Origin of the sequence: Mucilaginibacter ginsenosidivorax (assembly GCF_007971525.1) — a bacterium.
GTDB lineage: Bacteria > Bacteroidota > Bacteroidia > Sphingobacteriales > Sphingobacteriaceae > Mucilaginibacter > Mucilaginibacter ginsenosidivorax.
The window spans coordinates 3,732,664-3,755,251 of the sequence record NZ_CP042437.1 but is presented as its reverse complement, the minus strand read 5'-3'; the positions used below and the strand labels follow the sequence as shown (position 1 = coordinate 3,755,251).

25 protein-coding genes are annotated in these 22,588 nt (G+C 42.3%); 5 read left to right on the top strand and 20 right to left on the bottom strand.

Features of this window, described 5'->3' with window-relative positions:
- Positions 1 to 544 precede the first annotated feature (544 nt).
- Positions 545 to 1,135, top strand: coding sequence for a hypothetical protein (locus FSB76_RS15795; RefSeq protein ID WP_147054930.1), 591 nt, complete (start codon positions 545 to 547; stop codon positions 1,133 to 1,135).
- A 93-nt stretch (positions 1,136 to 1,228) separates the two neighbouring features.
- Here FSB76_RS15795 and FSB76_RS15790 read toward each other — a convergent pair whose 3' ends face one another.
- From FSB76_RS15790 to FSB76_RS15775, 4 genes are all read right to left on the bottom strand, one after another.
- Complete coding sequence (locus FSB76_RS15790; protein ID WP_147054928.1) at positions 1,229 to 1,756, bottom strand: DUF2911 domain-containing protein; 528 nt, start codon at positions 1,754 to 1,756, stop codon at positions 1,229 to 1,231.
- Between the two features lie 586 nt (positions 1,757 to 2,342).
- Positions 2,343 to 2,921: a gliding motility lipoprotein GldD gene (gldD, locus tag FSB76_RS15785; RefSeq protein ID WP_147054926.1), complete on the bottom strand. Its 579-nt coding sequence runs from the start codon at positions 2,919 to 2,921 to the stop codon at positions 2,343 to 2,345.
- Positions 2,918 to 3,718 (bottom strand): shikimate dehydrogenase family protein, encoded by an 801-nt coding sequence (locus FSB76_RS15780; RefSeq protein ID WP_147054924.1) that lies wholly within the window; start codon positions 3,716 to 3,718, stop codon positions 2,918 to 2,920. Before FSB76_RS15780 ends, gldD begins: the two co-directional genes overlap by 4 nt.
- Before the next feature lie 242 nt (positions 3,719 to 3,960).
- Positions 3,961 to 4,722, bottom strand: a complete 762-nt coding sequence (locus FSB76_RS15775) for a phosphosulfolactate synthase (protein WP_147054922.1) — start codon at positions 4,720 to 4,722, stop codon at positions 3,961 to 3,963.
- Between the two features lie 530 nt (positions 4,723 to 5,252).
- On the opposite strand from FSB76_RS15775, the gene FSB76_RS15770 reads away from it, so the two are divergent.
- On the top strand, positions 5,253 to 5,747 hold the full coding sequence (locus FSB76_RS15770) for a thioredoxin family protein (RefSeq protein WP_147054920.1): 495 nt from the start codon (positions 5,253 to 5,255) through the stop codon (positions 5,745 to 5,747).
- 184 nt (positions 5,748 to 5,931) lie between these two features.
- Positions 5,932 to 6,123, top strand: coding sequence for a hypothetical protein (locus tag FSB76_RS15765; RefSeq protein WP_147054918.1), 192 nt, complete (start codon positions 5,932 to 5,934; stop codon positions 6,121 to 6,123).
- Between the two features lie 53 nt (positions 6,124 to 6,176).
- Here FSB76_RS15765 and FSB76_RS15760 read toward each other — a convergent pair whose 3' ends face one another.
- The 15 genes from FSB76_RS15760 to FSB76_RS15690 form a co-directional block, all read right to left on the bottom strand.
- Positions 6,177 to 6,851, bottom strand: coding sequence for an energy transducer TonB family protein (locus tag FSB76_RS15760; RefSeq protein WP_147054917.1), 675 nt, complete (start codon positions 6,849 to 6,851; stop codon positions 6,177 to 6,179).
- Between the two features lie 704 nt (positions 6,852 to 7,555).
- Positions 7,556 to 8,242, bottom strand: coding sequence for a peptidoglycan DD-metalloendopeptidase family protein (locus FSB76_RS15755; RefSeq protein ID WP_147054915.1), 687 nt, complete (start codon positions 8,240 to 8,242; stop codon positions 7,556 to 7,558).
- Positions 8,243 to 8,350: 108 nt separating this feature from the next.
- Positions 8,351 to 8,722, bottom strand: a complete 372-nt coding sequence (rbfA, locus tag FSB76_RS15750) for a 30S ribosome-binding factor RbfA (RefSeq protein ID WP_177183692.1) — start codon at positions 8,720 to 8,722, stop codon at positions 8,351 to 8,353.
- A gap of 118 nt (positions 8,723 to 8,840) precedes the next feature.
- Positions 8,841 to 9,215, bottom strand: a complete 375-nt coding sequence (locus tag FSB76_RS15745; RefSeq protein WP_147054913.1) for a hypothetical protein — start codon at positions 9,213 to 9,215, stop codon at positions 8,841 to 8,843.
- Between the two features lie 9 nt (positions 9,216 to 9,224).
- Positions 9,225 to 10,451, bottom strand: a complete 1,227-nt coding sequence (locus tag FSB76_RS15740; RefSeq protein WP_147054911.1) for an ABC transporter permease — start codon at positions 10,449 to 10,451, stop codon at positions 9,225 to 9,227.
- A gap of 163 nt (positions 10,452 to 10,614) precedes the next feature.
- Positions 10,615 to 11,253, bottom strand: coding sequence for an MBL fold metallo-hydrolase (locus FSB76_RS15735; RefSeq protein WP_147054908.1), 639 nt, complete (start codon positions 11,251 to 11,253; stop codon positions 10,615 to 10,617).
- A gap of 144 nt (positions 11,254 to 11,397) precedes the next feature.
- Positions 11,398 to 12,009, bottom strand: coding sequence for a SprT-like domain-containing protein (locus FSB76_RS15730; protein WP_147054906.1), 612 nt, complete (start codon positions 12,007 to 12,009; stop codon positions 11,398 to 11,400).
- A 133-nt stretch (positions 12,010 to 12,142) separates the two neighbouring features.
- Positions 12,143 to 12,547 carry a type II toxin-antitoxin system VapC family toxin gene (locus tag FSB76_RS15725; protein WP_147054904.1) on the bottom strand — a complete coding sequence of 135 codons (405 nt, stop codon included), beginning with the start codon at positions 12,545 to 12,547 and terminating at the stop codon, positions 12,143 to 12,145.
- Complete coding sequence (locus FSB76_RS15720) at positions 12,529 to 12,780, bottom strand: hypothetical protein (protein WP_147054902.1); 252 nt, start codon at positions 12,778 to 12,780, stop codon at positions 12,529 to 12,531. The genes FSB76_RS15725 and FSB76_RS15720 overlap by 19 nt, the downstream gene beginning before the upstream one ends.
- Before the next feature lie 201 nt (positions 12,781 to 12,981).
- Positions 12,982 to 15,096 carry a ferrous iron transport protein B gene (feoB, locus tag FSB76_RS15715; protein ID WP_147054900.1) on the bottom strand — a complete coding sequence of 705 codons (2,115 nt, stop codon included), beginning with the start codon at positions 15,094 to 15,096 and terminating at the stop codon, positions 12,982 to 12,984.
- A gap of 12 nt (positions 15,097 to 15,108) precedes the next feature.
- Positions 15,109 to 15,324 carry a FeoA family protein gene (locus FSB76_RS15710; RefSeq protein WP_147054898.1) on the bottom strand — a complete coding sequence of 72 codons (216 nt, stop codon included), beginning with the start codon at positions 15,322 to 15,324 and terminating at the stop codon, positions 15,109 to 15,111.
- Positions 15,325 to 15,610: 286 nt separating this feature from the next.
- On the bottom strand, positions 15,611 to 16,006 hold the full coding sequence (locus FSB76_RS15705) for a VanZ family protein (protein WP_147054896.1): 396 nt from the start codon (positions 16,004 to 16,006) through the stop codon (positions 15,611 to 15,613).
- On the bottom strand, positions 16,006 to 16,386 hold the full coding sequence (gcvH, locus tag FSB76_RS15700) for a glycine cleavage system protein GcvH (protein WP_147054894.1): 381 nt from the start codon (positions 16,384 to 16,386) through the stop codon (positions 16,006 to 16,008). Before gcvH ends, FSB76_RS15705 begins: the two co-directional genes overlap by 1 nt.
- A 211-nt stretch (positions 16,387 to 16,597) precedes the next feature.
- Positions 16,598 to 17,710, bottom strand: coding sequence for a hypothetical protein (locus tag FSB76_RS15695; protein ID WP_147054892.1), 1,113 nt, complete (start codon positions 17,708 to 17,710; stop codon positions 16,598 to 16,600).
- A gap of 245 nt (positions 17,711 to 17,955) precedes the next feature.
- Positions 17,956 to 18,870 (bottom strand): hypothetical protein, encoded by a 915-nt coding sequence (locus FSB76_RS15690; RefSeq protein WP_147054890.1) that lies wholly within the window; start codon positions 18,868 to 18,870, stop codon positions 17,956 to 17,958.
- A gap of 574 nt (positions 18,871 to 19,444) precedes the next feature.
- Between FSB76_RS15690 and FSB76_RS15685 the strand changes: the two genes are divergently transcribed.
- Entirely contained in the window at positions 19,445 to 21,001 is a 1,557-nt protein-coding gene (locus FSB76_RS15685; protein WP_147054888.1) for a glycoside hydrolase family 10 protein, read from the top strand.
- Positions 21,002 to 21,141: 140 nt separating this feature from the next.
- On the opposite strand, the gene FSB76_RS15680 is transcribed toward FSB76_RS15685, so the two are convergent.
- A complete protein-coding gene (locus tag FSB76_RS15680) occupies positions 21,142 to 21,927 on the bottom strand; it encodes a DUF1835 domain-containing protein (RefSeq protein ID WP_147054886.1) in 786 nt (261 codons plus the stop codon).
- A 230-nt stretch (positions 21,928 to 22,157) separates the two neighbouring features.
- Between FSB76_RS15680 and tsaE the strand changes: the two genes are divergently transcribed.
- A complete protein-coding gene (gene tsaE / locus FSB76_RS15675) occupies positions 22,158 to 22,574 on the top strand; it encodes a tRNA (adenosine(37)-N6)-threonylcarbamoyltransferase complex ATPase subunit type 1 TsaE (RefSeq protein WP_147054884.1) in 417 nt (138 codons plus the stop codon).
- Positions 22,575 to 22,588 lie beyond the last annotated feature (14 nt).

Here is a 22,588-nt window from a genome sequence, read left to right as displayed (position 1 = left end):
TTGTGTTAAAGACACATTTAAAGTGCAAATGTTCAACATATAAAGGGCATATTAAATAATAAACATATAATTGTTACACATACAGCTATTAAAGGCCTATCAATCATATTATTGTTACATATACAGGCAAAAAACAACTCTTTTAAAAAGCTGTTCAAACTGATTTTTACGGTAGCACATTCCCGATCTATTAAATGTGTATCTGATTTGAAATATTAAGATTGCTGTTTGAAATGATTAATTAAAAACAATGGGAAAAGGTTCAGCCTCTTGAGATTATACCAATCGCAAATTCCCGCGTTTTAACTCATACCCTGGCGAACCTTTTTAGTTATATGTAACACCTTAACCCTAACGCCAAAAAGTCTGGTTATTACTTAGCACGGCGTTTACTTATCAGCGGACCACAACGATTAGCCATTGAGGCGGCAGCAAAGAAAGCCGACCGGCTGAAAAGGCTAATCAACCACTCAAAAAAAACACCTTCTTGTTTAATCAAAATATTTATATAGCTTTATTTCCAAATCAAAAAACTAATCACGCAATGAAAATTTTAATTACCGGGGCAGCCTTTATCGCGCTGCTATCGTTCTCGGCAACCTCAATGGCTCAAAAAGTTAAGTTAAAAGATGGCGACTTTTCTGCACTAAAAAGCGAAACAACCATCAATGTTGAATTTACCTACAACAACATGGCGGTAGGCAAATACAAAGATGAAGCCGATTACCTGGAACGCAAAAAAGCAGATTATAATAAGAAAGAAGATGGCAGGGGCGATACCTGGGTAAAACAGTGGGTAGATGACCGGAAGGCCAACTTTGAGCCTAAATTTATGGAGTTGTTTGAAAAATACTCGATGCTAAGCGAAAGCAAGACTGCCAAATACACCATTATATTTAATACCTGGTTTACCGAACCTGGCTACAACATTTACATCAGCCGCGAAAACGCCAAGATTAGCGGCGATGCTGTAATTGTTGAAACTGCTAACAGGAGCAAGGTAATTGCCACTATATCTGTTGAAAAAGCACCTGGCCGTACCTTTGGCGGTTACGATTATGATACCGGCACAAGGTTAGCCGAATCATATGCCACCGCAGGCAAAGCCCTGGGAAAGTTTTTAAAAGATAAGTAAGCCATTATAAATAATAACGAAATCAAAAAAAGCCGCCCCATCTGTATTGATGAGGCGGCTTTTTTTTTAACCTGCTCTATGAAGCTTTTGGCTTTAATTAAAAACCACCGGCACAGTCAAATTTTCCCAATTCAGTTCAAATCCTTTTCCCGAAATGGTGTAGGTTAGCCTTTCGCTCATGCCTGCAGATTTTCCTGGAGTAGCAGTTACCACAGCAACATCTTTTGCAGGGTCCTGGGTGGTTGAGCCATCGCGTTTAATACCCCATTGCCCGGTTTGCGAATTGAAGATGATTTTCCACTCTTTTTCGCCCGGCACCGCGTACAGGCTGTACTTGCCGGCCGGGATGGTTTTGCCTTGTATGGTTAAAGCCTTATCGGTAGTAAAAATGGTTGCCTCATTGGCGCCCGCGCGCCAAACTTTATCATAAGGTACCAGGCCACCCCATATGGTACGGCCTTTAACCGCAGGGCTGCTGTAAACAATGGTAACCGCAGCGCCATTTATAATGCCGGTGGCGGTAGCCGCAGGGCTTGCTTTTTCTTGTGCCATAACAGTAAACGACATCATAATGCCGAACAAAACGAGCATAAATGATTTTTTGAATGTGATACTTTTCATAATGGGGAATGTTTTATTGGTTAATATGAAGCAAGTTACAAGTTATTCGCAAATAAAAACAAATTAACAAACGGCAACAATTAACAACTGATAAACATTTGTTAGCTTGTTTTACACGCTGTTCAGATAATTGTTAAGGGATTTGGTCGCCTCCTTCGTGCCGTGCCGACCCACATGCCTGTTCAGTTTAATCGGACCACATTCACGTCCGGCAGACTTTTCTACGCATTTGCATCTACGTTAATACGCATGTAGGCAGCGACAGGTCCGCTTTTGTCCTTCTTTTGCTTTCTGAGGTAAAAGGGTGATGGAAATTACTTTTCATAATTACAAGCTTAAAAGTGAAACAAAAGTAAGTTTGCAGTCTGCTGTTAGCAAGCCATTCTCCGTTTTAACATATTGATAGTCAAATAATCATGAGCAATCCAATGCGTAGTTGTTATACCATTTAGTTACTAACCGAATTTAGTAAAAGATGCCAACATCGCGCAGGGTATTCCAAGGCTACGCAAATAGTAAATTACCGTTAATACGCAGGCAGCGGCAGCGCATTAACGCAAGTTGAACGACAGTACAGAACGTCCAATCATTTCCACTTTAAGCTCTTAATCAAAACCTCCACATCTTTTTTTACAAAGTTTAAGGCTGGTTGTACCGAGTCAAGCCGTGGCTCGTTGTTAAAATAAAGAGCCCCCCGCAGGTAATTTTTTGTACTATCCGTAAGGAAAAACTGGGCCGATGATGCTGCGTTGCCATCAATAGTATAGTAAATGCCGTATACCTTACGCTCCGGATAAGCAATTATGCCCTCGTCAATTGACGTTGCCTTTATGGTATGTTTGAAAGCAAAGGTGCGGGCATCCTCGGTTAGCTGGTTAAATTCTTTTTTTGTGGTTACCGGTTGATAGCTCAAATGCAGCGTGGCATGAAAATCAGGAAATTGCATGTTTACCCAACATGGCTTTGCATTGCTGCTCTTATCCGGCTCAATAACAGCGTATTTAGGGTAAGTAAAGCTATAGGGGCAACCGCCATCATATTCCTGGTATTCCTTTTTGGGGAACACAATGCGGGAGTAGCCACGGGGTTTGGGCGAGTAATCATGATTGCCGCCACATGCAGCTAAAACAAATAAAGCTAAAACCAGTAATGTTAAATACCTCATACACGCAGGTCTTTAGTATTCCATATCTCCCATGATTTTTCGGCCTGCAATACCAGCATTTCGTAACCATTTTTGGTGGTTGCTCCACGTTCGCGGCCTTGTTTTAAAAACAGGGTTTCCTCGGGGTTGTAAATCAAATCGTACAGTAAATGCTCATCGGTAATGGCCTCGTAGGGTATAGGGGGGCATTCGTGAATATTGGGCGATGTGCCTACAGGCGTGGTGTTGATGATAATTTTATGCTTTTTTATATGATGCGGTTTCAATTCGCTGAACAACAAATGGTCGGGATGTGGCTTGCGGGTGACGGTTTTGTAAGTGATGCCTAAATTTTCCAGTACGCAGCGCACCGCTTTTGCGGCCCCGCCATCGCCCAAAACCAGGGCCTCGTCATTGGTATCCTTAATGAGTGGCTTTATCGACATCTCGAAACCATACAAATCGGTGTTGTAGCCTTCCAGCCTAAAATCGTGCCCGGTAATGCCAACCTCGCCTGTAAATGCTGCCTGCAGGGGGCTTTCGGCGCTTATGCAAATACAGTTTACGGCTCCCGCCGTGCGGGCATCGTGCTCAACCCAATCCAGGTATGGAATAATGGAAACTTTATGGGGGATAGTAACATTTAAACCAACAAGGTTGGGATGTTCATCCAGCAAGTCCTGTAAATCTTTAATATGTTCCAGCGGATACACATCGTAAACTGCATCTTCAATGCCTTCGGTTTTAAATTTCTCGGTAAAATATTTCTTCGAAAATGAATGCGAAAGCGGAAAGCCTATAAGCCCGTAGTGTTTCATCTGTTGTTCAATTAGTATCGCCTAAAATAAAAGCTTAAAGATATACACAGAAATGATAACTGCCGTATGAAAATCATTATAGGATAATGTAAAGGGACACGGAGTTTCGATCCCAGGCCAATGGTGAACTTATCATCTTTAAAATAGCGGCCTGCGGGGACACAAACCAGGAGAGTAGAATCAAGATAGCTGCAAATCAGTTTAATGAGTTTAATCTTAATTCTTGACTCTGTTGTCTTTAATTATAAATTCAAAAAATGATCAAATGTATCGCTTCGGATGCCCAGGCGCAATGTTTCCAGCGGGATAATATCCGCAGGGGCTATGTTGCCCAGGCTTACATTGGCGCCAATAAGCTTGATAAACCAAACCTGCTGGGCTTTTTGCGGCGCTTCCCAAATAATGGTGCCTTCGGGTATCTGGGTGAGTATCTCATCAACCAGGCCCTGCCTTACCTCGCCCGAATCGCGGTATATGCCTACGTTACCGCTTTCGCGGGCTTCGGCAATAACTTTCCATGAACCGGCTTCAATCTCGGCATTCATGAGTTTGATCCATTTATAGGGGGCGAAAATTTTTTGCACGTCCTTTGATCCCACTTCTGATATTACTGTAACCTGTTTGGCCAGTTTGCTGATGTAATTGCATTTAACATCGTGCTCGATGGTAATTGAGCCATCTGATACCTCACAGTGCTCCAGCTGGTATTTATCCAGCAGGCGGCAATAATCATCAAACTGGTTACGTACAATAAAAGCTTCAAACAAAGTGCCGCCAAAGTATACCGGTATTCCTGCTTGCTTATAAAGCTTTATCTTTTCATCCAGGTTAGGGCTAACGTATGATGTTGCCCAGCCCAGCTTTACGATATCGGTATGTGTACCGCCAACCTCAATAAAATCTTCAACCTGCCTTAAGCTTAAACCTTTGTCCATTACCATAGTAATGCCTTTATCGCGGGGTTTAGCTGTACGTTCGGGTAAATTATTGATGGTGTAATTCATATCGCTGTTCTGGTTATAGCCTATAACTAAAAGTACTAACGCCGGCAAAGGTCGTAAAAAAAATTCATTGGAAAAATGAAGGAAATGTTAAATTAAAAATAGATAGGCAGATGTGCAGATTTCAAATGCGTAGATGCCTATGTAAACAACTAATAGGACTAAACTAAAAAAATGTAAACTTTTTTCAGGACGAGACACTAAAAAAATCCTGTAAATCCTTAAATCCTGTCAAAAAAAAGCCCCGCATGGCGCAGGGCTCTCACACATATTAACTATTTATAACTGAAAAAACTCAAGTTTAAATAAGCGCCTGCACGTATCGATATTCAAAGGTAAAGCTACAAAGGGGTGTTATTAGGGTATCTTATATCAAATTTATTATTCTTAAACTGTCATTCCATTTCAGAGTTTTCCACAATGTGTTCACAAGTGCCTGTTTTAGCGCTTTTTTGTTGATTTACTGCAATAATTTTAAACACTGCCTGATAGTTGAATTTTCTTTTTTGTAAATTGGGCTTGACTTAACCACTATGAAAAAACTGATTTTAATTGCCTTTGTGTTGTTATTTGCTTTTGGCGCCAATGCGCAGGACAAGCCAAATTTGTACAACCCAGCTGCCAGCGCCAGGGCCGAAATTAACGCAGCGGTTAAACAGGCTGCCAGTCAGCATAAAAATGTACTATTGCAAATTGGAGGCAACTGGTGTAGCTGGTGCATCAGGTTTAATAACCAGGTAACTGCCGATAGTACACTTAACACATACATGAATAAAAACTACATAGTTTTGCATGTAAATTATAGCCAGGAAAATACCAACGATGCTTTAATGGCAAGCCTTGGCTACCCACAGCGTTTTGGCTTCCCTGTTTTTATTATATTGGACGATAAGGGCAACCGGCTGCATACCCAAAATTCCGAATACCTGGAAGAAGGCAAAGGTTATAACAAGAATAAAATACTGGAGTTTTTTAAGGGCTGGTCGCCAGAGGCACTTGACCCTAAAAGTTACAATAAAACCAAATAAACCGCTTTTGTGGTAAATTGCTGAAAAGCAATTATTTACAAAAAGCATCTATTTATTGATATACACCGCCGGGATATATTCTGTAATAAACCCGATACAAAAGAAAAATTATTTTCTAAAGGTTAAATATTTTCTCAATTGTTAATTAACTTAGTTTATTGTTTCACCCTTAAAAATCAAACTTATGGCAAAGCACACCACTCTAAAACGAGGTCAGTTACTTAAGTACATTGGTAAAAGGTGGAAAAACCTGGACATTGGCAGCCCTATCATGAAATTTTTAGGCTATGATAGTAATGGTTTTGCCGATGTATGGGTTGAATACCAGGGCCGCCTTATGCTGCTGGCCATCGGTGAGGTTGAGCTGGCAATTTAGCCAGCAACATCTGTTTCACACACAAACTCAGGGAGCCCTGGTCAGTACGCTGGTCAGGGCTTTTTGCTGCAATACTTTTGGATAAAGCTATCGGCCTTATCGCTGCCTATATTACGGATAAAGTTCCAATCGGTACAGGCACCGGCTATATCATTTTGCTTTACTTTCTCGACGGCCTTGTTAAGGATATCACTGATCAATTCGTCATCAAAACCCAGTTGTTGTTTAAGCGCGATGATGGTGTTTTCTTTAGATAAATCGGCCTTGCCCTGGTACTTATTAATGTAGTAGTTGGTAACCGCGTTTTCCAGTTCCTGCCGGTTTTTATAATCGGCAATGGCGGCCTGCATATTCCTAATGGTTGACTGCCCACATCGCGTTTGATCGGGATCAAACCTGATGGGCTGCACCAGATTGGTTGTGGGGTTATAACCAGCAGGCAGCACCCATAACCCGGATGTTAGCTTAATAACCCGCAGGGCTTCGTCGTCCAGATCAATTCCGGGGCCTTGCTGCACTTTAGCATCGGTTACCCGCCCTTGCTTATCCAGCCGGAAAGCTACATTTACCGTGCCTGAAATACAGTTACGGCTTGAATACTCCGGGTAAACTATTTTTGATTTCAGAAAATCATCCAGCGCGCGCTGCCCGCCTTTAAATACAGGCTGGGCACCTGCAGCAAATGCAGCTGTTAACACTATTATACCGGCGAGCAGGCGCTTTATCATACTATAAATATCGACAATAAAACGGGAATAATGTTTGGGGGATAAAAAATGTTGGGGTATATGCACGTAAACTTACTTGGAGAAACTTAAGCTATGTCGATTAAGCATGCGGAGTTTTAAAATCTGCGGGTTCGGAAAAGGAAGTGACACTCAAACATAAAAGACTCTCATGCTGAGTGGTAAAATTTCGCGAAATTCTGAAGGGAGAACGACATCTTTAAAAAGGCTGTCATGGTGAGTAACCGATATTTGCGTTTAGCAAATAACCTCATTGAAAATGACATTTTTTAATACTGATAACCAGCAAGTTACAGACTTGTCATTGGCAGCGGGCAAAGGCCTCTCCGCGTGCGACCCTTCGACAGGCTCAGCGTGACAGGCCTGCGCACCTCGAAAGTATAACATGTCATGGGTAGGTACGAAGGATCTATTCACGAACTTTATTGGCGGCTATGCATGGCGTACAATAGATCCTTCGCCATCGCTCAGGATGACAGAAAATGAACCCCGTCACGGGTAGGAACGAAGGATCTATTCGCGAACTTTTCGCTCGGCCGTGCATAGCAGATAAATCCTTCGTTCTTCAGGATGACAGGAAAATTGAATATGTAATGGGGAGAAGTATACCAAGCATTTGCGAACTTTTCCATCGGCTGTACACAGCAGGTAGATCCCAGAGGACGATTTTTTATTAAACGAGGGCATTAAAAACCCAGCACCAATCCCGGATCAGGTACATTAACTCTATACTTTTCCATCTCCGAATATTTACATACCCCGGGATAATCGCCAAACTTTCCTTCCATGTCAAACATCAGTTGAAAATGCAGGTGCGGCGGCCACTGGCCATTTTCGGCATTATCGCCAAGTGTAGCTATTTGCTGGTCTTTTTCAACCGGCATATCAACAGCCAAACCCTCCAGGCTTTTGCGGCTCAGGTGGCCGTAAAGGCTGTACAAAGTTAAGCCCTCCAGGTTATGCTGCAGTATAAGGCAGGGCCCATAATCTCCCAGGTTGTTGTTATCCTGGTAGCTGTGTACTGTGCCGGCAAATGGTGTGTAAACGGGCGTACCCGCCGGCCCCCAGATATCAACACCCAAATGTAGGCGGCGTGGCTCATCTTCGGTATCAAAGTGGGTGCTTACGGCATAAATAGTGCGGTGCTCCAGGTAACCGCCAATGCCGTAGCGGCAATTATTTGCTTTTAGCTTATCGCTCACCCAATTGGTAAACTGTTGGATATTGCCAATTATGGCTGTACTCAACTCTGTATTTGCTGCGGTAAAATCCAACGGAAAAAGCCGGTCGGTGCCGGCATCATAATCAACCACCTTGCCAATGGCATCGGGATTGTTTTGTAAATAAGTTTTCAGCTGTTGGTGCCGGTCCATGAAGTATTAATCATTTTAGGTCATTAGCCGAAAGCCTTAGGCCTAAAGAATAGTTTCATCTTTATTGACTTAAGACCCATCCCGACTTAGAACTTAAGACTTAAATTGCTATTCGGTATCTGGCTGGCGCTCTTCCTTGCTTATTTTGTCGAATATTTTATCCATACGTTCTACATATTCGCTGGTATCATCCACAAAAAACTCCAGCTGGGGGATAATCCTTACCTGGTCTTTAATACGGGCGCCCAGCTTGTAGCGAATTTCGGAGGCATGTAGCTTAATGGTTTGCAAGGCCAGCTGCAAATTAGTGTTGCCAAAAAAGCTTAAAAATATACGCGCTATGGCCAAATCGGGTGTAACACGTACTTTGGTTATAGTTACCAGGGTATTAGGCAAATAATTCATGCCTTCGCGCTGAAAAATGGCCGCCAGGTCTTCCTGTATTACCCCTGCAAATTTTTGCTGACGTTTTGATTCCATGATGATAAGTTAACGCCAATTGAGGCAGATGTTTATTTATTTGGTTCCCGGGGATAGTTTTGAGTTGTGGGTATTGAGTTTTGAGTCAAAAAAAAACTCTTGACTCAAAACTCGCAACTTAATTACACATATCCTGCGGGATCTCTTTTGTTATTTTTACTACTTTTTTTACCACAAGGGTGCTGTCATACTCCGAGCCCATACCCTCTTTACCCGATTTTAGTTTTACACCCTCTACCTCAACATAAACCGGCTCATAAGGTTTTTCGAAATTCATTTGAGAGTATTGCAACTCCAGCCGCGCCGAACTATCAGTTACCCAAAACTCCTGCCCGCTATCGCAATCTTTAAATGATTTTATTTCGGGACCAAAACTATATAAACCTTTATAAACAACAGGTTTATCTGCCTTATCCGGTTTCCTGTTACATGAGGATACCGCTATAAAAAAAACAAATAAAAAGGCCAGATACTGAAAATAGCTTATCCTCATATAACAAATTTACAAATCCTGTTTGATTTCGTCCAATCCTTTGATGCTTAATCGTGCACTTATTCCCGATGCAATTACCGAAATAGCTCCTACGGTTAAAAAAACCAGCCCGAAATCGCCTATTTCCAAATCCACGGGATAGGCGTCAAGAACCGATAGGGTTGCGCCCATTTTTATTAAACCATAGTGCTGCTGTACCAGGCAAACGCCCAGCCCCAGGGCAATACCTACAATACAACCAAATATCGATATCATCATCCCTTCAAAAAAGAATATGCCCTGTATCAGCATTTTATTGGCGCCCAAACTGCTTAAAATGGCAATATCTGCCCGTTTATCAATAACCAGCATGGTTAACGAGCCAATGATATTGAATATTGCAATAATAAGCACAAAGGTTAATATCATAAAAATGCTCCAGCGCTCGTAGTTCAGGGTTTTATAAAGTTCGGTATTTTGCTGTTTCCGGTTTTTTACTGTGTAGCTTTTGCCAATAGCATCTATTATTTTGCTTTGAACGGATTCAAGATTGGTGCCTTTTTTATAAATAAGCTCCAATGAGCTTACTTCCTTAGGCTGATCGAGCAAATCGCGGGCAAACTCAATAGGTGTTACCACAATATCGTCAAAATCCTGCTGAATACCGAACACGCCCGATGGGTTTATGGAGCGCACCCTAAACTCATCCAACGGGTTTGCGGAGTTTACCGCGGTGCGGCTTGGCGAGTAAATCTGGATAGGCAACAGCGCGTCATGTACATTAATGCCCAGGTTGCCCTGGATGGTTGCGCCAACTACAGCAAAATTGCGCCCGCCGCTTTTTAGCGTAAAAGAGCCATTTTGCACGGTGCTATCCAGTTGTTTATTTTTTAAAAAATCGTCGCTTACGCCTTTTATTGTCCCTAAAAAAGGCTTGTCGCCATATTTTATCAAAGCTTTTTCCTGCAATACCTGGGTAAATGAAAACAGCTGCGGATCGTTATGCAGCGATGTAAAATAAGGCGTATTAGGGTCGAAGGTTTTGCCCAGGCGGGTTTCTATCTTAATTTCGGGCGTAAAATTGCTGTAAAGCGAAAGGATCACTTTCTCGAACCCGTTAAACACCGATAAAATAATAATAAGCGCAGCACTGCCAACCAATACCCCCAGCATGGATATGCCCGAGATGATATTGATGGCATGCATCTTCTTGCCCGAAAACAAGTATCTTTTAGCTATGTATACCGCGGTGTTCAAGTAAGGTTGTACGTTTTATGTTATAGGTTGTACGTTTTACGTGGTAAGTTATACGTTTTTTGTTTAATTTGATTTCTTTCAGCTACGTATAACGTAAAACGTTCAACGTATAACCTCACCAATTTGCTAAGCATGCGCGTCTAACGTATAACCTCACCAATTGCTAAGTCAAAAACGGGTTATTTTGTTTTTCGTAACCGATAGTTGTTTCGGGGCCATGGCCGGGATAAACAGTGCAATCATCGGGCAGTGCAAACAGCTTTTGTTCAATACTATCCATTAGCTGGGTAAAATTGCCGCCGGGTAAATCGGTACGGCCAATGCTCCGCCTGAACAGCACGTCGCCGCCAATTAAAATATTGGCCTCTTTATCATAAAAGCACAATGACGCAGGCGAATGGCCAGGGGCAAAAATGAGTTGCAAAACGGTATTGCCAAACTTTACGGCGCCTGCTTGGGGCAGGTACTCATCCGGTAATGGCGATACCTCATACCTGATGCCCATTTGCGGGGCGTACGATACTACGGCTGTTAACACCGGCAGCTCGCCCTGGTGAAATTTGGGTTTAAGCCCGTACTTATCAAATACAAATTTATTACCCAAAACGTGATCAATATGGCAATGGGTATTTAGTAATAAAACGGGTTTTAAATTATTATCCTTTATAAAATTTACCACTACATTTTGCTCGGTAGCGGTATACATTCCCGGATCAATAATTGCACATTCGCCGGTTTCATCATATAAAATGTAAGTATTCTCCTGGTAAGGGTTGTTCTCAAATGATATAACTTTTGCCATGGGGTAAAAGTACGGATTTAATTTGTTGGGCGGGGATGAGTTTAAAAAGGCGGGTAAAAATCGTGATGATGAGCGCTGTGTTTTTTATTTAGAGACGCATAACTGCGTCTCCCGCAGGATATTCAAGCAGGCAGGCGTTAAAAACTATTCCTCCACCAATTCCACTTCGGCAACCGGGCTAAACAAATAAACACGTTTGGTTTTCACCTCCACACATTTAAAACGCTTGCGCAGTTGTTCTTCCTTCCTGAAAACGCGGTCGCCTTTTATTTTAAACAGGGCTTTAAAGGGGACTTTCTCAACCGTTAGCATTGCCTCTTTAGGTGCGTCGTATTTGCGGAGCGATCTGTAAAGGTTCAGGTCCGAACAGCTGGAAGCCGCCGGATTATCCAGGTAGCTGGTAATGGCGTGCTTTACATCGGGCGGAAAAATATCCTTCTCAAAAAAAGGCTGCATCATCTTTTTAAAATTACCTTTCCACTCGGTTCCGTGCGGCTTAGCTTTTTGCTTATGCTCGTTCCAGGTATGCAGGTGCGCAAACTCATGTACGGTAGTTACCAAAAAAGCATAGGGGTTAAGGTCATAGTTAACCGATATACGGTGGCCTTTACCGGCATAAGGCGAACGATAATCGCCAAATTTAGTGCCGCGGTTACGCGAAATTTTAAACTCGCATTTAAAGTAGTCAATCCAGCGGCCAATGAGCGGGGCAGCATCAGGTGGAAGATACTTTTCTAAAACTTTTACTTTATCCAATTTTTACCTCAACACAAATATAATGATTTCATCAGTTCATAGTTGATGGTTCATAGATCATAGCGCGAAGTTTTTAAGTAATTACAAAGAGATTATTATTCGTTGATGATCATGATCAGTAACTTAAGTTCTCCTATTCCGGTTTATACAAAGATAGTTTAGATATAAATTTAAAATCCTTGATGTTATAGGTAAACAACTTTAATTCCGTTTGAATAGCGGTAGCGGCAATCATTGCATCAGCAATTGCAAGACCATGACTTAACCTGTAGGATTGCACAAGATCTATGGCTCGTAAATTTATCTCGGGGTTAATTAAAAGGACGCCGAACCTGTTGATATCTTTACTTATTTTATGCAGATCGGCTTTGTTATTGGCACCCGAAATAAGTTCCATTTTTGTGATGGAGGAAATCAATATATGCTGAAAACCTATTTTTTGTTCGAGTATAATCCGGGTCTCTTCGTGACGGGATTTACGGGTATCAAAATAGTCGATGATAACATCAGTATCACAAATTATTTTTTCCGCTGCCATCCGGATTTCCTTAATTCAGCTGCATCCATTCCTTTGCCGGTGAAAACCTCATGCAGTTCTGAAACATCTATAGTTTCGTCACCAGGTATCACGGTAACGCCATTTATATAAAATTCCTGCTTTCCTTTAATAGCAAGGCGTTGCTCAGAAACAGAAAATCCCAGGTACTTTCCCAGATCTTTTAAAGCATCCAGCGTTTTGCTGTTTTTATACTTTATGGTTACTTCTTTCATGACGCAATTGCTACAGTGATTGTTTATCAAACAAATTTAACGATTTAAACTATAAAACCTGCAAGCTAAACTACGGGCGTCCGGCATGGAATAATGCAAAACTTCAGAAGTTCGTTCCCTGTGGTTTCTTTAAAAAGGAACTTTGCAGCCGTCTGAAAGAACCAGGCCATGGAATATAATCTATCAACCATCAACAAAAACCTATTTCAGCAAGTGGTAAACAATAAAACTGGCCGAATAAGCTAACGCTGTCATGTAAGCAAACTGGGCAGCTGGCCAGCGCCAGTCTTTAGTTTCGCGGAACACTACTGCAACAGTACTGGCGCACTGCATGGCAAAGGCATAAAACATCATTAATGAAAAGGCCACAGCTAAAGTAAACACCGGCTTACCTGTATCGGGATTGGTAGCACCATGCATTTTTTGCTGAACCGATTCCATTTTGTCGGCATCGCCTTCTACGCTGTAAATAGTGGCCATAGTACCTACAAAAACCTCGCGGGCAGCAAAAGAGCTGATGAGGGCTATCCCTATTTTCCAATCGAACCCTAAGGGCTTAATAACTGGCTCAATTACATGACCAAATACACCGGCATAAGAGTTTTCCAATTTTTCTGATGCGATAACCTTTTCCAGGCTATCGGGTGTCATAGTTTTAGTGTATTTGGGCTGACTAAAAGCTTTATCTATCTGCGCAAACCTATCGCCGGGGCCGTATGATTTTAGTACCCACAGGATGATGGATACCGCTATAATTACTTTACCTGCCTGAAAAACAAAAGTTTTAGACCTGTCGTACATGGTAAATGCTACGTTTTTCCATCTCGGCATCCGGTAAACCGGCAGTTCCATAATAAAGTAACCGCGTTCGCGCGATTTCAGAATAAATTTCATGACAAAGGCCACTACTATAGCTGATACTATGCTGAGCAGGTACATGGCAGTAAGCGCAAGCCCACGCATGTTAAATACCCACCAAACATTACGGTCGGGCACTACCAGCGCAATCAATAAGGTATAAACCGGTAAACGGGCCGAGCAGGCTACCAACGGGGTAACCATAATGGTAATCATCCTGTCCTTCCAGTTTTCGATATTGCGCGTGCTCATAATAGATGGCACCGCGCAGGCAAAGCCGCCAATAAGCGGCACCACCGATTTGCCGTTGAGCCCCACTTTACGCATCACCTTATCCATCATAAACGTAACTCGCGACATGTAACCCGTATCTTCCAGTATGGATATTAACGCAAAAAGTATGGCTATCTGGGGCACAAAAACCATTACCCCGCTTAAGCCGGCAATTATACCATCGCTGATGAGGCTAACTAAAGGCCCGGCCGGCATGGTTTTACTTATTAAACTTTGCAGTTTTATAAAAAGCTGTTCGATAAGCGACATGGGGTAGGCCGACCAGGAGAATATAGCCTGGAAAATAAACATCAGTATGGCGAAGAAAATGATAAAGCCAAATACCTTATGCGTAAGTATTTTATCTATTTTGTTGCTTACGGTTTCGTCATGCGCCGTTTCGGGTTTCTTAACAGTATCGTATAAAAGATCGTTTATAAAGTTATAGCGGGCAATGGTTTCGGAGGCCTGCGCCTTTTGCGAGTGGAACGCGTGTTCCTTTTCCAATTCTTCAATGCGGTCGCTTTCGGCAGGCGTTAAAAAGCCCAGCGTTTCATGCTGGTGCGCCAACTGCAGGGCTAAGTAAGGATTATCAATTTTATATTCGGCCTGAATTTGTGCTACCAGTTTTGGTGCAATTGTATCTACATCAATGGTGTCCTGCTGCAGGGCAATTTTATTAGCGTAGGCTATAGTTGTTTTAAGCTGATCGATCCCTTTTATTTTCCGGGCGGATATTGGTACCACAGGAACGCCCAACTTTTGGGCAAACAAGTTAATATCGATGATGATGCCGGCTTTTTCTGATACATCAATCATGTTAAGGGCAACAATAACCGGAATTTTCAGGTCGGCTATCTGGGTGTACAGCAGCAGATTGCGTTTAAGGTTAGATGCATCCAGGATTACCACAATCAAGTCGGGTACCATTCCTTTAGCTTTGTCGGCTAAAACAGAAAATACAATGGATTCGTCTTTACTTTTGGGGTAGATGCTATAGGTACCTGGCAGGTCAATAATTTCGGCGGTGCGGCCATCGGGCAGCTGGCAAAAACCTGTTTTTTTGTCGACAGTAACCCCCGGAAAATTTCCTATTTTTTGATTAAGACCGGTTAGTATATTAAATAGAGTTGATTTACCGGTGTTTGGATTTCCTACAAGCGCAACTCTTATATCGGCTTTCAATGGTTACAAAAACTACTGCAAAATAATAGTGGAGGCCTCAAATTTACGAAGGCTTAACTGATAACCTGAAACATGAATAGCTATCGGATCGCCAAGGGGCGCTATGCGCGAAATTTTAATTTCCTCACCTGGTAAACATCCCATTTCCATCAATTTAACCGACATTTCAAGGTCAGTAAATTCTTTAACAATTCCTGTTTCGCCTACTTCAAGTTGTGAAAGTCTCATCGTATAAAATTAACCTGAGCAAATGTAAGCTTATTTATATTAAATCCAAATAAACAGCCATGGCGTTTTTATATTATTTGAAAATTTGAGGATTTGAAAATTTGAAAATGATTTTAATATGATGTAAAGTCGAAAAAGATATCGGGGCACGACATTTTAAAATTAACAAATTTTCATATTGCTCTGAATTTTGGTAACTCCAAACGTGGGGCAGCCGCATCCTTTTTTGAAGATACCGCATGATGAAAAACCGGTTAGCAGGATTGCTGCACCCAGGATAATAAGTTTACTTTTTTTCATTGCCAATTGCATTTATTGTTAGCATAACACCAAAAATACCCATACAAGCCCCAAGCCCATCGCAAAAGAAATCGCTCCATTCGGCGCTGCGCCACGGAAAAAATTCCAGCTGCAATATTTCTATCAAGCCGCCAAAAACAATCGCGGCTATAACTATTATCAACGCCCGTGTATACGATAATGGCCTTGGTTTTTGTTGCCTTATTATACCATTGCAAAACAATACAACCAATGTAAAAAACAATCCGGTGTGCGTAAGCTTGTCAAAGCCCTTAAAAAACATAGGCGAGTCGCCTGCCGACCCCAGGTTAACAGAGCAAATTATCAAAATAAATAAGGCCCACAAAATTGCGGGCCCCTGATATTTTAGTGTTGCTTTCATTAAGCGCCAACAACAGATTTATAGTCATCGGCAGATAAAAGGCCTTCAATTTCCGAAAGATCGGCAACCGTTATTTTTACCATCCAGCCTTCGCCGTAAGGATCTGAGTTTACCAGGTCGGGCTGGTTGTTAAGTGCGGAATTAATTTCGGTAACTGTTCCGGTTACAGGCATAAACAGGTCTGATACTGTTTTTACTGCTTCAACCGTACCAAAAACGGCATCTTTAGCAACTTCTTTCCCTAAGGATGCAATATCCACATAAACAATATCGCCAAGCTCGCCTTGAGCAAATTCGGTGATGCCAATTGTAGCTTCATTGCCTTCAACTTTTATCCACTCGTGGTCTTTAGTGTACTTTAATTCAGCGGGAAAATTCATGTCGTTAAATTTTATGTGCCCAAAAATAATAAAAATTAGGCTATAGCAATAATTAAAGATTTATTGGGAGGCACAGGTGTTAAGCCGAAAGTGCTTAGTCTTAATTCAGGGCATGATCTTTCTTTTTTCACCTTTGCGCTTTAAACTTCCAACTAACTATCCTCCAATAACTCCGGTGGTATCGTTAATGGTTCAATCGTATACCAACCTCCTATTTCTCGCTGTAATCGGCTACCTGAGCACCCAGTATTTTTATCCGGTCGAGTATCGAGCTATCGGCATTTTTGCGGTAGTTATCAAGGAGTTTATTAATCCGGCTTTTATCAGCATCTTTTACAAGCTTTTGAGCCATTAGCTGGCTAATGGCGTTTAGTACGCGGTACTCTACGTGTTTCCAGGTTACCTGGTCTGCATATTGCAGCAAACGGTCCAGATCGCCGGGTTCGGGTTTGGTGATGATCAGGGTAGCCAGCGCCACAATCAGCCCCTGGTTAAATGAAGTAGCGTTTAGCTCCAGGATTTCGTCCTTGGTAATTTTATTAGTTAACGCATAGGCCGCCATATTGCCCGCGCTGGCATTTTTCATACGCACACGGGCACCATAATCGCCCGATTGTATGCTCAAATAGGCATCTGCCTGTGCCTTCAGGTTGTCAAGGTTGGCCTGTTTATCTTCGGCTACCGCGGCCGGAGCGTTCTGAATAAGCGATTGCGTGAGCATCGACTGCCCGGCCTCCACGTTTTCAATTTTTGCCTGTGCGGTATCAATTTGGTTTTTTAATTCGGTTAGGGTAGCAGCCTTATCTACTTCCCTGAATTCGGCAGCCAGGTAAAGGCGGGTAACCAGGTACCCAAACAAAAAGCCAACCACAAAGTAGCCTATAACAAGGCCGTATGCAAAAGCCATAGCAGTGGGTGCTTCGGTTTTGCCAGCTTCATTAAGGCCGGTGGCAAATGCCTGCGCTATGCCTTTTAAGTAGGGCGGAATTTTAGTAAGTTTTACCAGGCCCAAACCCACTATAATTTTTGTAAGCCAATCGGATATATCTGAAAGGTTGGTATTAACCTGTTGCCGGTAATTTTCGGCGCCGGCAGGCGTTCCGGCACTTTGTACCACTTTGGGGATACCAAAAAGAAAACCAATGAAACCACCACTAATGGTACAGGCTATAATCCACTCCACCGCGGTCATGGCGGCCTGCACATTATGCGCCCAAATAAGTGCGCTTATAAGTCCGAGTCCAAAAAAACTTGAACAAAAATAAAGTACAGGTAATATTTTTTCACGTTGCCTTTGGTCTTTTTCGATAATGGCGCGATCCATAATTCAGGGGTTTAGATTTAAATTGACTAAGTAAATTTAGCCGCCCCGCGGTGAATATTTGCACGTAAAACTACGTTATTACAAAGGTGTTTTTACGGATTTTGGGGGTGAATTTATATAATATCTCATTGAAAATCAGATCATATAATGCCATAGGCCCCTGGCACCGGCACCACAACGGCAATAATCAAAAAAGCCCTGTTCCACATCCGGAACAGGGCTTTCATTAATTAAATTGAATTGTTTTATTTCAGTGTAAAACCTGTTTTTCCCATTGTGCTGCCATCGGCATAAAGCAAAACAGTGTAAGTGCCCTTTACAAACGGCGGGGTTGGGTTAACCCAGTCAATGGTATACTCGGTGCCATCATCTTTAAAATCAATAGATGTTTTGTAGGTGTATTGCAGGTCGGTGTTATCGGCACTAAAAGTTCCGCCATCGGGCGCGGTTATCAGGTTGCCTGTAGGGTCAATAATACGTACATAAATATCATGCATGGCTTTATTGGCCAATGTATTGCTGGCAACTGTAAAGTTTATCTTTATTTTTTTTGCAGGCCCTGCGCGGGTAACATCAACCTCTTTTCCGCTGCCCTTTATTTTATAGGCCACAATATTTGATGTGGCCAGCTTTAAGGCCTGCGCCACTTTTACCTTGGCATCCAGGTCCTGGTTTTGTTTGGTAAGGGTATCGGCTTTTTTAGATACTGTAGCCAGGTTATTCTTCAGTGTATCCCGCTCTGAGGCAAGCGTGGCATTCTGCTTATGAAGTTCTTCAATATCGGCTGTGTATTTAGTTACAAAATAACGCAGTTGTTTAACATCCTCTTCGGCCTTTACCAATTCGGCCTTGGTAAGCTTGCCTTTAGCCAGTTGTACCCTTAAAACTTTAATTTTTTCTTTTAACGAATCGTTTTTGGCTATCATTTCGGCCGACATTTTGGCCTTGCCGGCATTTACAAGCTCAACCTGGTGTTCAAGACTGTCCAGGTCTGCTTTTAGTTTTGTTTGTTCATCCTGTTGGGTAACTATCCGCACATCCGACTTGTTTTTTTGCAAGTACAAATACACATCGGTACCTAACAAAGCCAAAACCACCACAATCAGAAAATAAATTACGTTTGAATTTTTCTTAGGTGGTTGCCCATATTGATTTTCCATAGCAATTAATTATTTAAAGTTTAAATACAGTTTAAAACGGCAGCTGTTTTAAAAATCTACCTTTTTAACCGGAACATTAATGTACAAGCATATTCATATTAATTGATATTACATGCTTTTTATTGCAATTCTAACTGTTTTTTTAAGTGGTTAACTCTTTAGCGATATTAAACGTAAAAAGGCTAAAATTATGATTTTCAAAAAAAATGCAGGTTGAAAAATGTATTGGTGACGGCTAAAATTAAGCACAAAATGCCAAAAACACAACACACAAGCAAATTTTAGACACGAATTGCCTTTCAAGCTGGCTACAATTAAATCGAATTACACGAATCCTTATCGCTTGTTATTTGAAAAATTATTAACAAGTGAAAAATTTGTGAAATCCGGTCAGTTGTGTCCCGGCTACGGTATATTCTCGCTTAATCAATCATTGCTACTTCATATTAAAATTCGTGGAATTCGATACAATCTATTACGGTGGCAGTATAATTCGTGTGCAAATTTTATGAGTTATAATAAAACACCTGCAATGTGAGTTTTATATCTTTGCAGCTTTAACAAATCGGCTTTAATGCATATATCCCGCCATATTTTACTATTGATATTTACACTGTTTATCATAACAAGCGTTAACGCGCAGCCGGCCGAACCGGCAAATGCCCCGGCTGCTGTTAAAACCCAACCCAAACGCGAATTCAGGGGCGTTTGGATAGCTACTGTTGTAAATATCGACTGGCCAACAAGTACTAAGCTCACCATGGAAAAGCAAAAGCAGCAATTGCTGGATATCCTGAATTCGCACCAGGAAACCGGGATTAATGCCATTATGCTACAGGTAAGGCCCGCTGCCGATGCCCTTTATGCCAAAGGCCGCGAGCCATGGTCAAAATATTTAACCGGCCGGCAAGGCCAAAACCCGGGATACGACCCTTTGGAATTTGCCATTACCGAAGCCCATAAACGAGGCATGGAACTGCATGCCTGGTTTAACCCATACAGGGCAACTTTTGATGGCAACTTTGCCGCGCTTAGCCCCCAACACATCACCCGGATAAAACCAGAATGGTTTTTTACCTATGGCGGCATCAAAACCTTTAATCCCGGCCTGCCCGAAGTGCGCGATTATATAGTACAGGTAATACTGGATGTGGTAGATAACTATGATATCGACGGCGTACACATGGACGATTATTTTTACCCCTACCCCATTGCAGGCCAAAAAATAAACGACGAGGATACTTACGCCAAATACGGGCAGGGCTTTGATAATATAAAAGATTGGCGCCGGCACAATGTTGACCTGCTGATAAAAATGATTGCCGATAGCGTGCATGCGCATGACCCGAATATTAAATTCGGTATCAGCCCCTTTGGTATCTGGGCCAATAAGGCACAAAATGAGGTGGGATCTGAAACCAACGGCGGATCATCATACTATGAAAACTATGCCGACTCGCGCAAATGGATGCAGGAAGGCTGGATTGATTACATAAATCCGCAATTGTACTGGCCTATTGGCAACCGTGCTGCCGCGTTTGATAAACTATTAAGCTGGTGGAGCGATAATACCTATGGCAGGCACCTTTATATAGGCCAGGCCGCTTACCGTATAAATGAACGTAAAACCCTGGCTTTTAAAAACCCGGCGCAGCTGCCCAGCCAGATAACCCTCATCAGGAATAACCCGAGGGCGCAGGGGAGTGTATATTTTAGTTCCAGTTCGCTTACCAATAACCCGTTGGGTATAACCGATTCATTGCGGGATAATTATTACAGGTACCCCGCTTTGCCACCGGTAATGCTTTGGCGCGATTCTATAGCGCCCAATCCGCCTCAAAACGTTACGGCCCGCCCCGGCTTAAAAGGTGGCGTAGCTGTAAGATGGCAGGCCCCGGCACTGGCTAAAGATGAAGAACCCGTTTACGGCTACGTGATATACCGTTTTGATAACGAGAAAATAAATATAGACGATCCTAAAAACATCCTCAAAATTGAATACAACACCAACCCTGGTTATGATGACAATACCGTACAAAAAGGCAAAACCTACTTTTATGTAGTAACCGCGCTTGACCGGATGAAAAACGAAAGCGACCGGTCGCCAACCATTGCCGTCACGGTGCCGTAGTGGGGAGGCGTAAAAAAGGCACAAATAATATTGAGTAACGAATTTCGAATGTCCAACACCGAAGTTTTCCTTCATTATTCGATATTCAGTGTTCGATATTTAATCGTTGTTTATTTGATAATACTGCCGGCACCTGCTGATTAATGTATTAGCTGTTTTTCTGCCAGTAGTTTAAGGTAAATATCAATCTCGCTATCGCCCATGCCATATATTTTTTCTGTCGACCAGAATGCATGATACATTTCAGGCCTGGTTTTTATACCGCTGTTATAAATGTCAAGCAGTTTTTGTTCAATGTAATTTAGGCCGTTGGTATTTAGCCTTAAGCGTTTTAAATGTGCAAGCAGCGCCGGCTTCAAAAGGTGTAAAGCACCCCAAAAGGAATTTTCATTAAGCCATTGGTCCATTTCATCGGCATTCCCTTTAACAATTAATGGCCAGGCTTCGGCAGCCAGCTCAAATTCCCAGTCGCTTAATTGTTCGCGGCTGTCATACAGGTCTTCCAGCTGATCGCCGTTTAACTGGCCAATACCCTTAAAATCGTCGATGCCGGGGAAGTCATTTGGGCAAATCAGGAATACGGCAGGGGCCGACATATTGGTTTGCTGGTTTAGCATGCGCATTACGCCAAGCAGGTTTACCTGGCAATGCAGGTCAAACTCAAACCAAAGATTCACTTCGTCGTATTGTCCGTTTAGTTTGCCCAGTTCGTCAATCACTTTGTGCTTGTATTCTTCTTCAGGCTCGTTAAAAGTTTTGCCCATCCACCTGGATCGGCTGCTCCAGAAAGTGCCCGACGAGATATTTTCCATCAAGGGGCCTTCTGATAAAACCTCGCGCCAAACCATTACATCGCCATCAAGGCCGGTTTGGTTAAAGCTATGCCATGTTGAATCGCCGTTAAGGATATGAAGAATGTTGCTCATAGTAGCATGGTTATATACAAAACAACAGGTTTTAACATGGATTGATGAGTTTTTTTGAAAATATTTTTGTGAGACTGTTGTGATAGATGCAACCAATAGGTTTTTGAGATTTTTGGTTGAAGATATTTGATTAATTTAGCCCCACCCAAACCCTCCCCGGAAGGGAGGGCTTAATAAACAAAAAAACTAACTAAGAGTCTCCCCTACCGGGGGAGATTTAGAGGGGGCCTATGCAACTAACTATTTCATCCATATCCAACTTACCCCAGGCGGCCCGGGCTATTATTGAGCATGCCGGCAATAACCGTATTTTTTTATTTTACGGCGATATGGGCGCGGGTAAAACTACGCTGATCAAAGAGCTATGCAAGGCGCTGGGCACTACGGATAATATCAGCAGCCCTACGTTTTCCATTGTTAATGAGTACCATACCGCGAAGGATAAAATTTATCATTTTGATTTTTATCGCCTTAAAGATCAAACCGAAGCGCTGGACATGGGTTATGAAGAATATTTTTACGCCGGTGCCTGGTGCTTTATTGAATGGCCCGAAAAGATCCCCGATTTGCTCCCAGAGCATTATTCAAACATAACTATTAAAGTGCTGGACGATGGCGCAAGGCTGGTTAGTATAGAAAATATTTAGTTTCAGGATACATC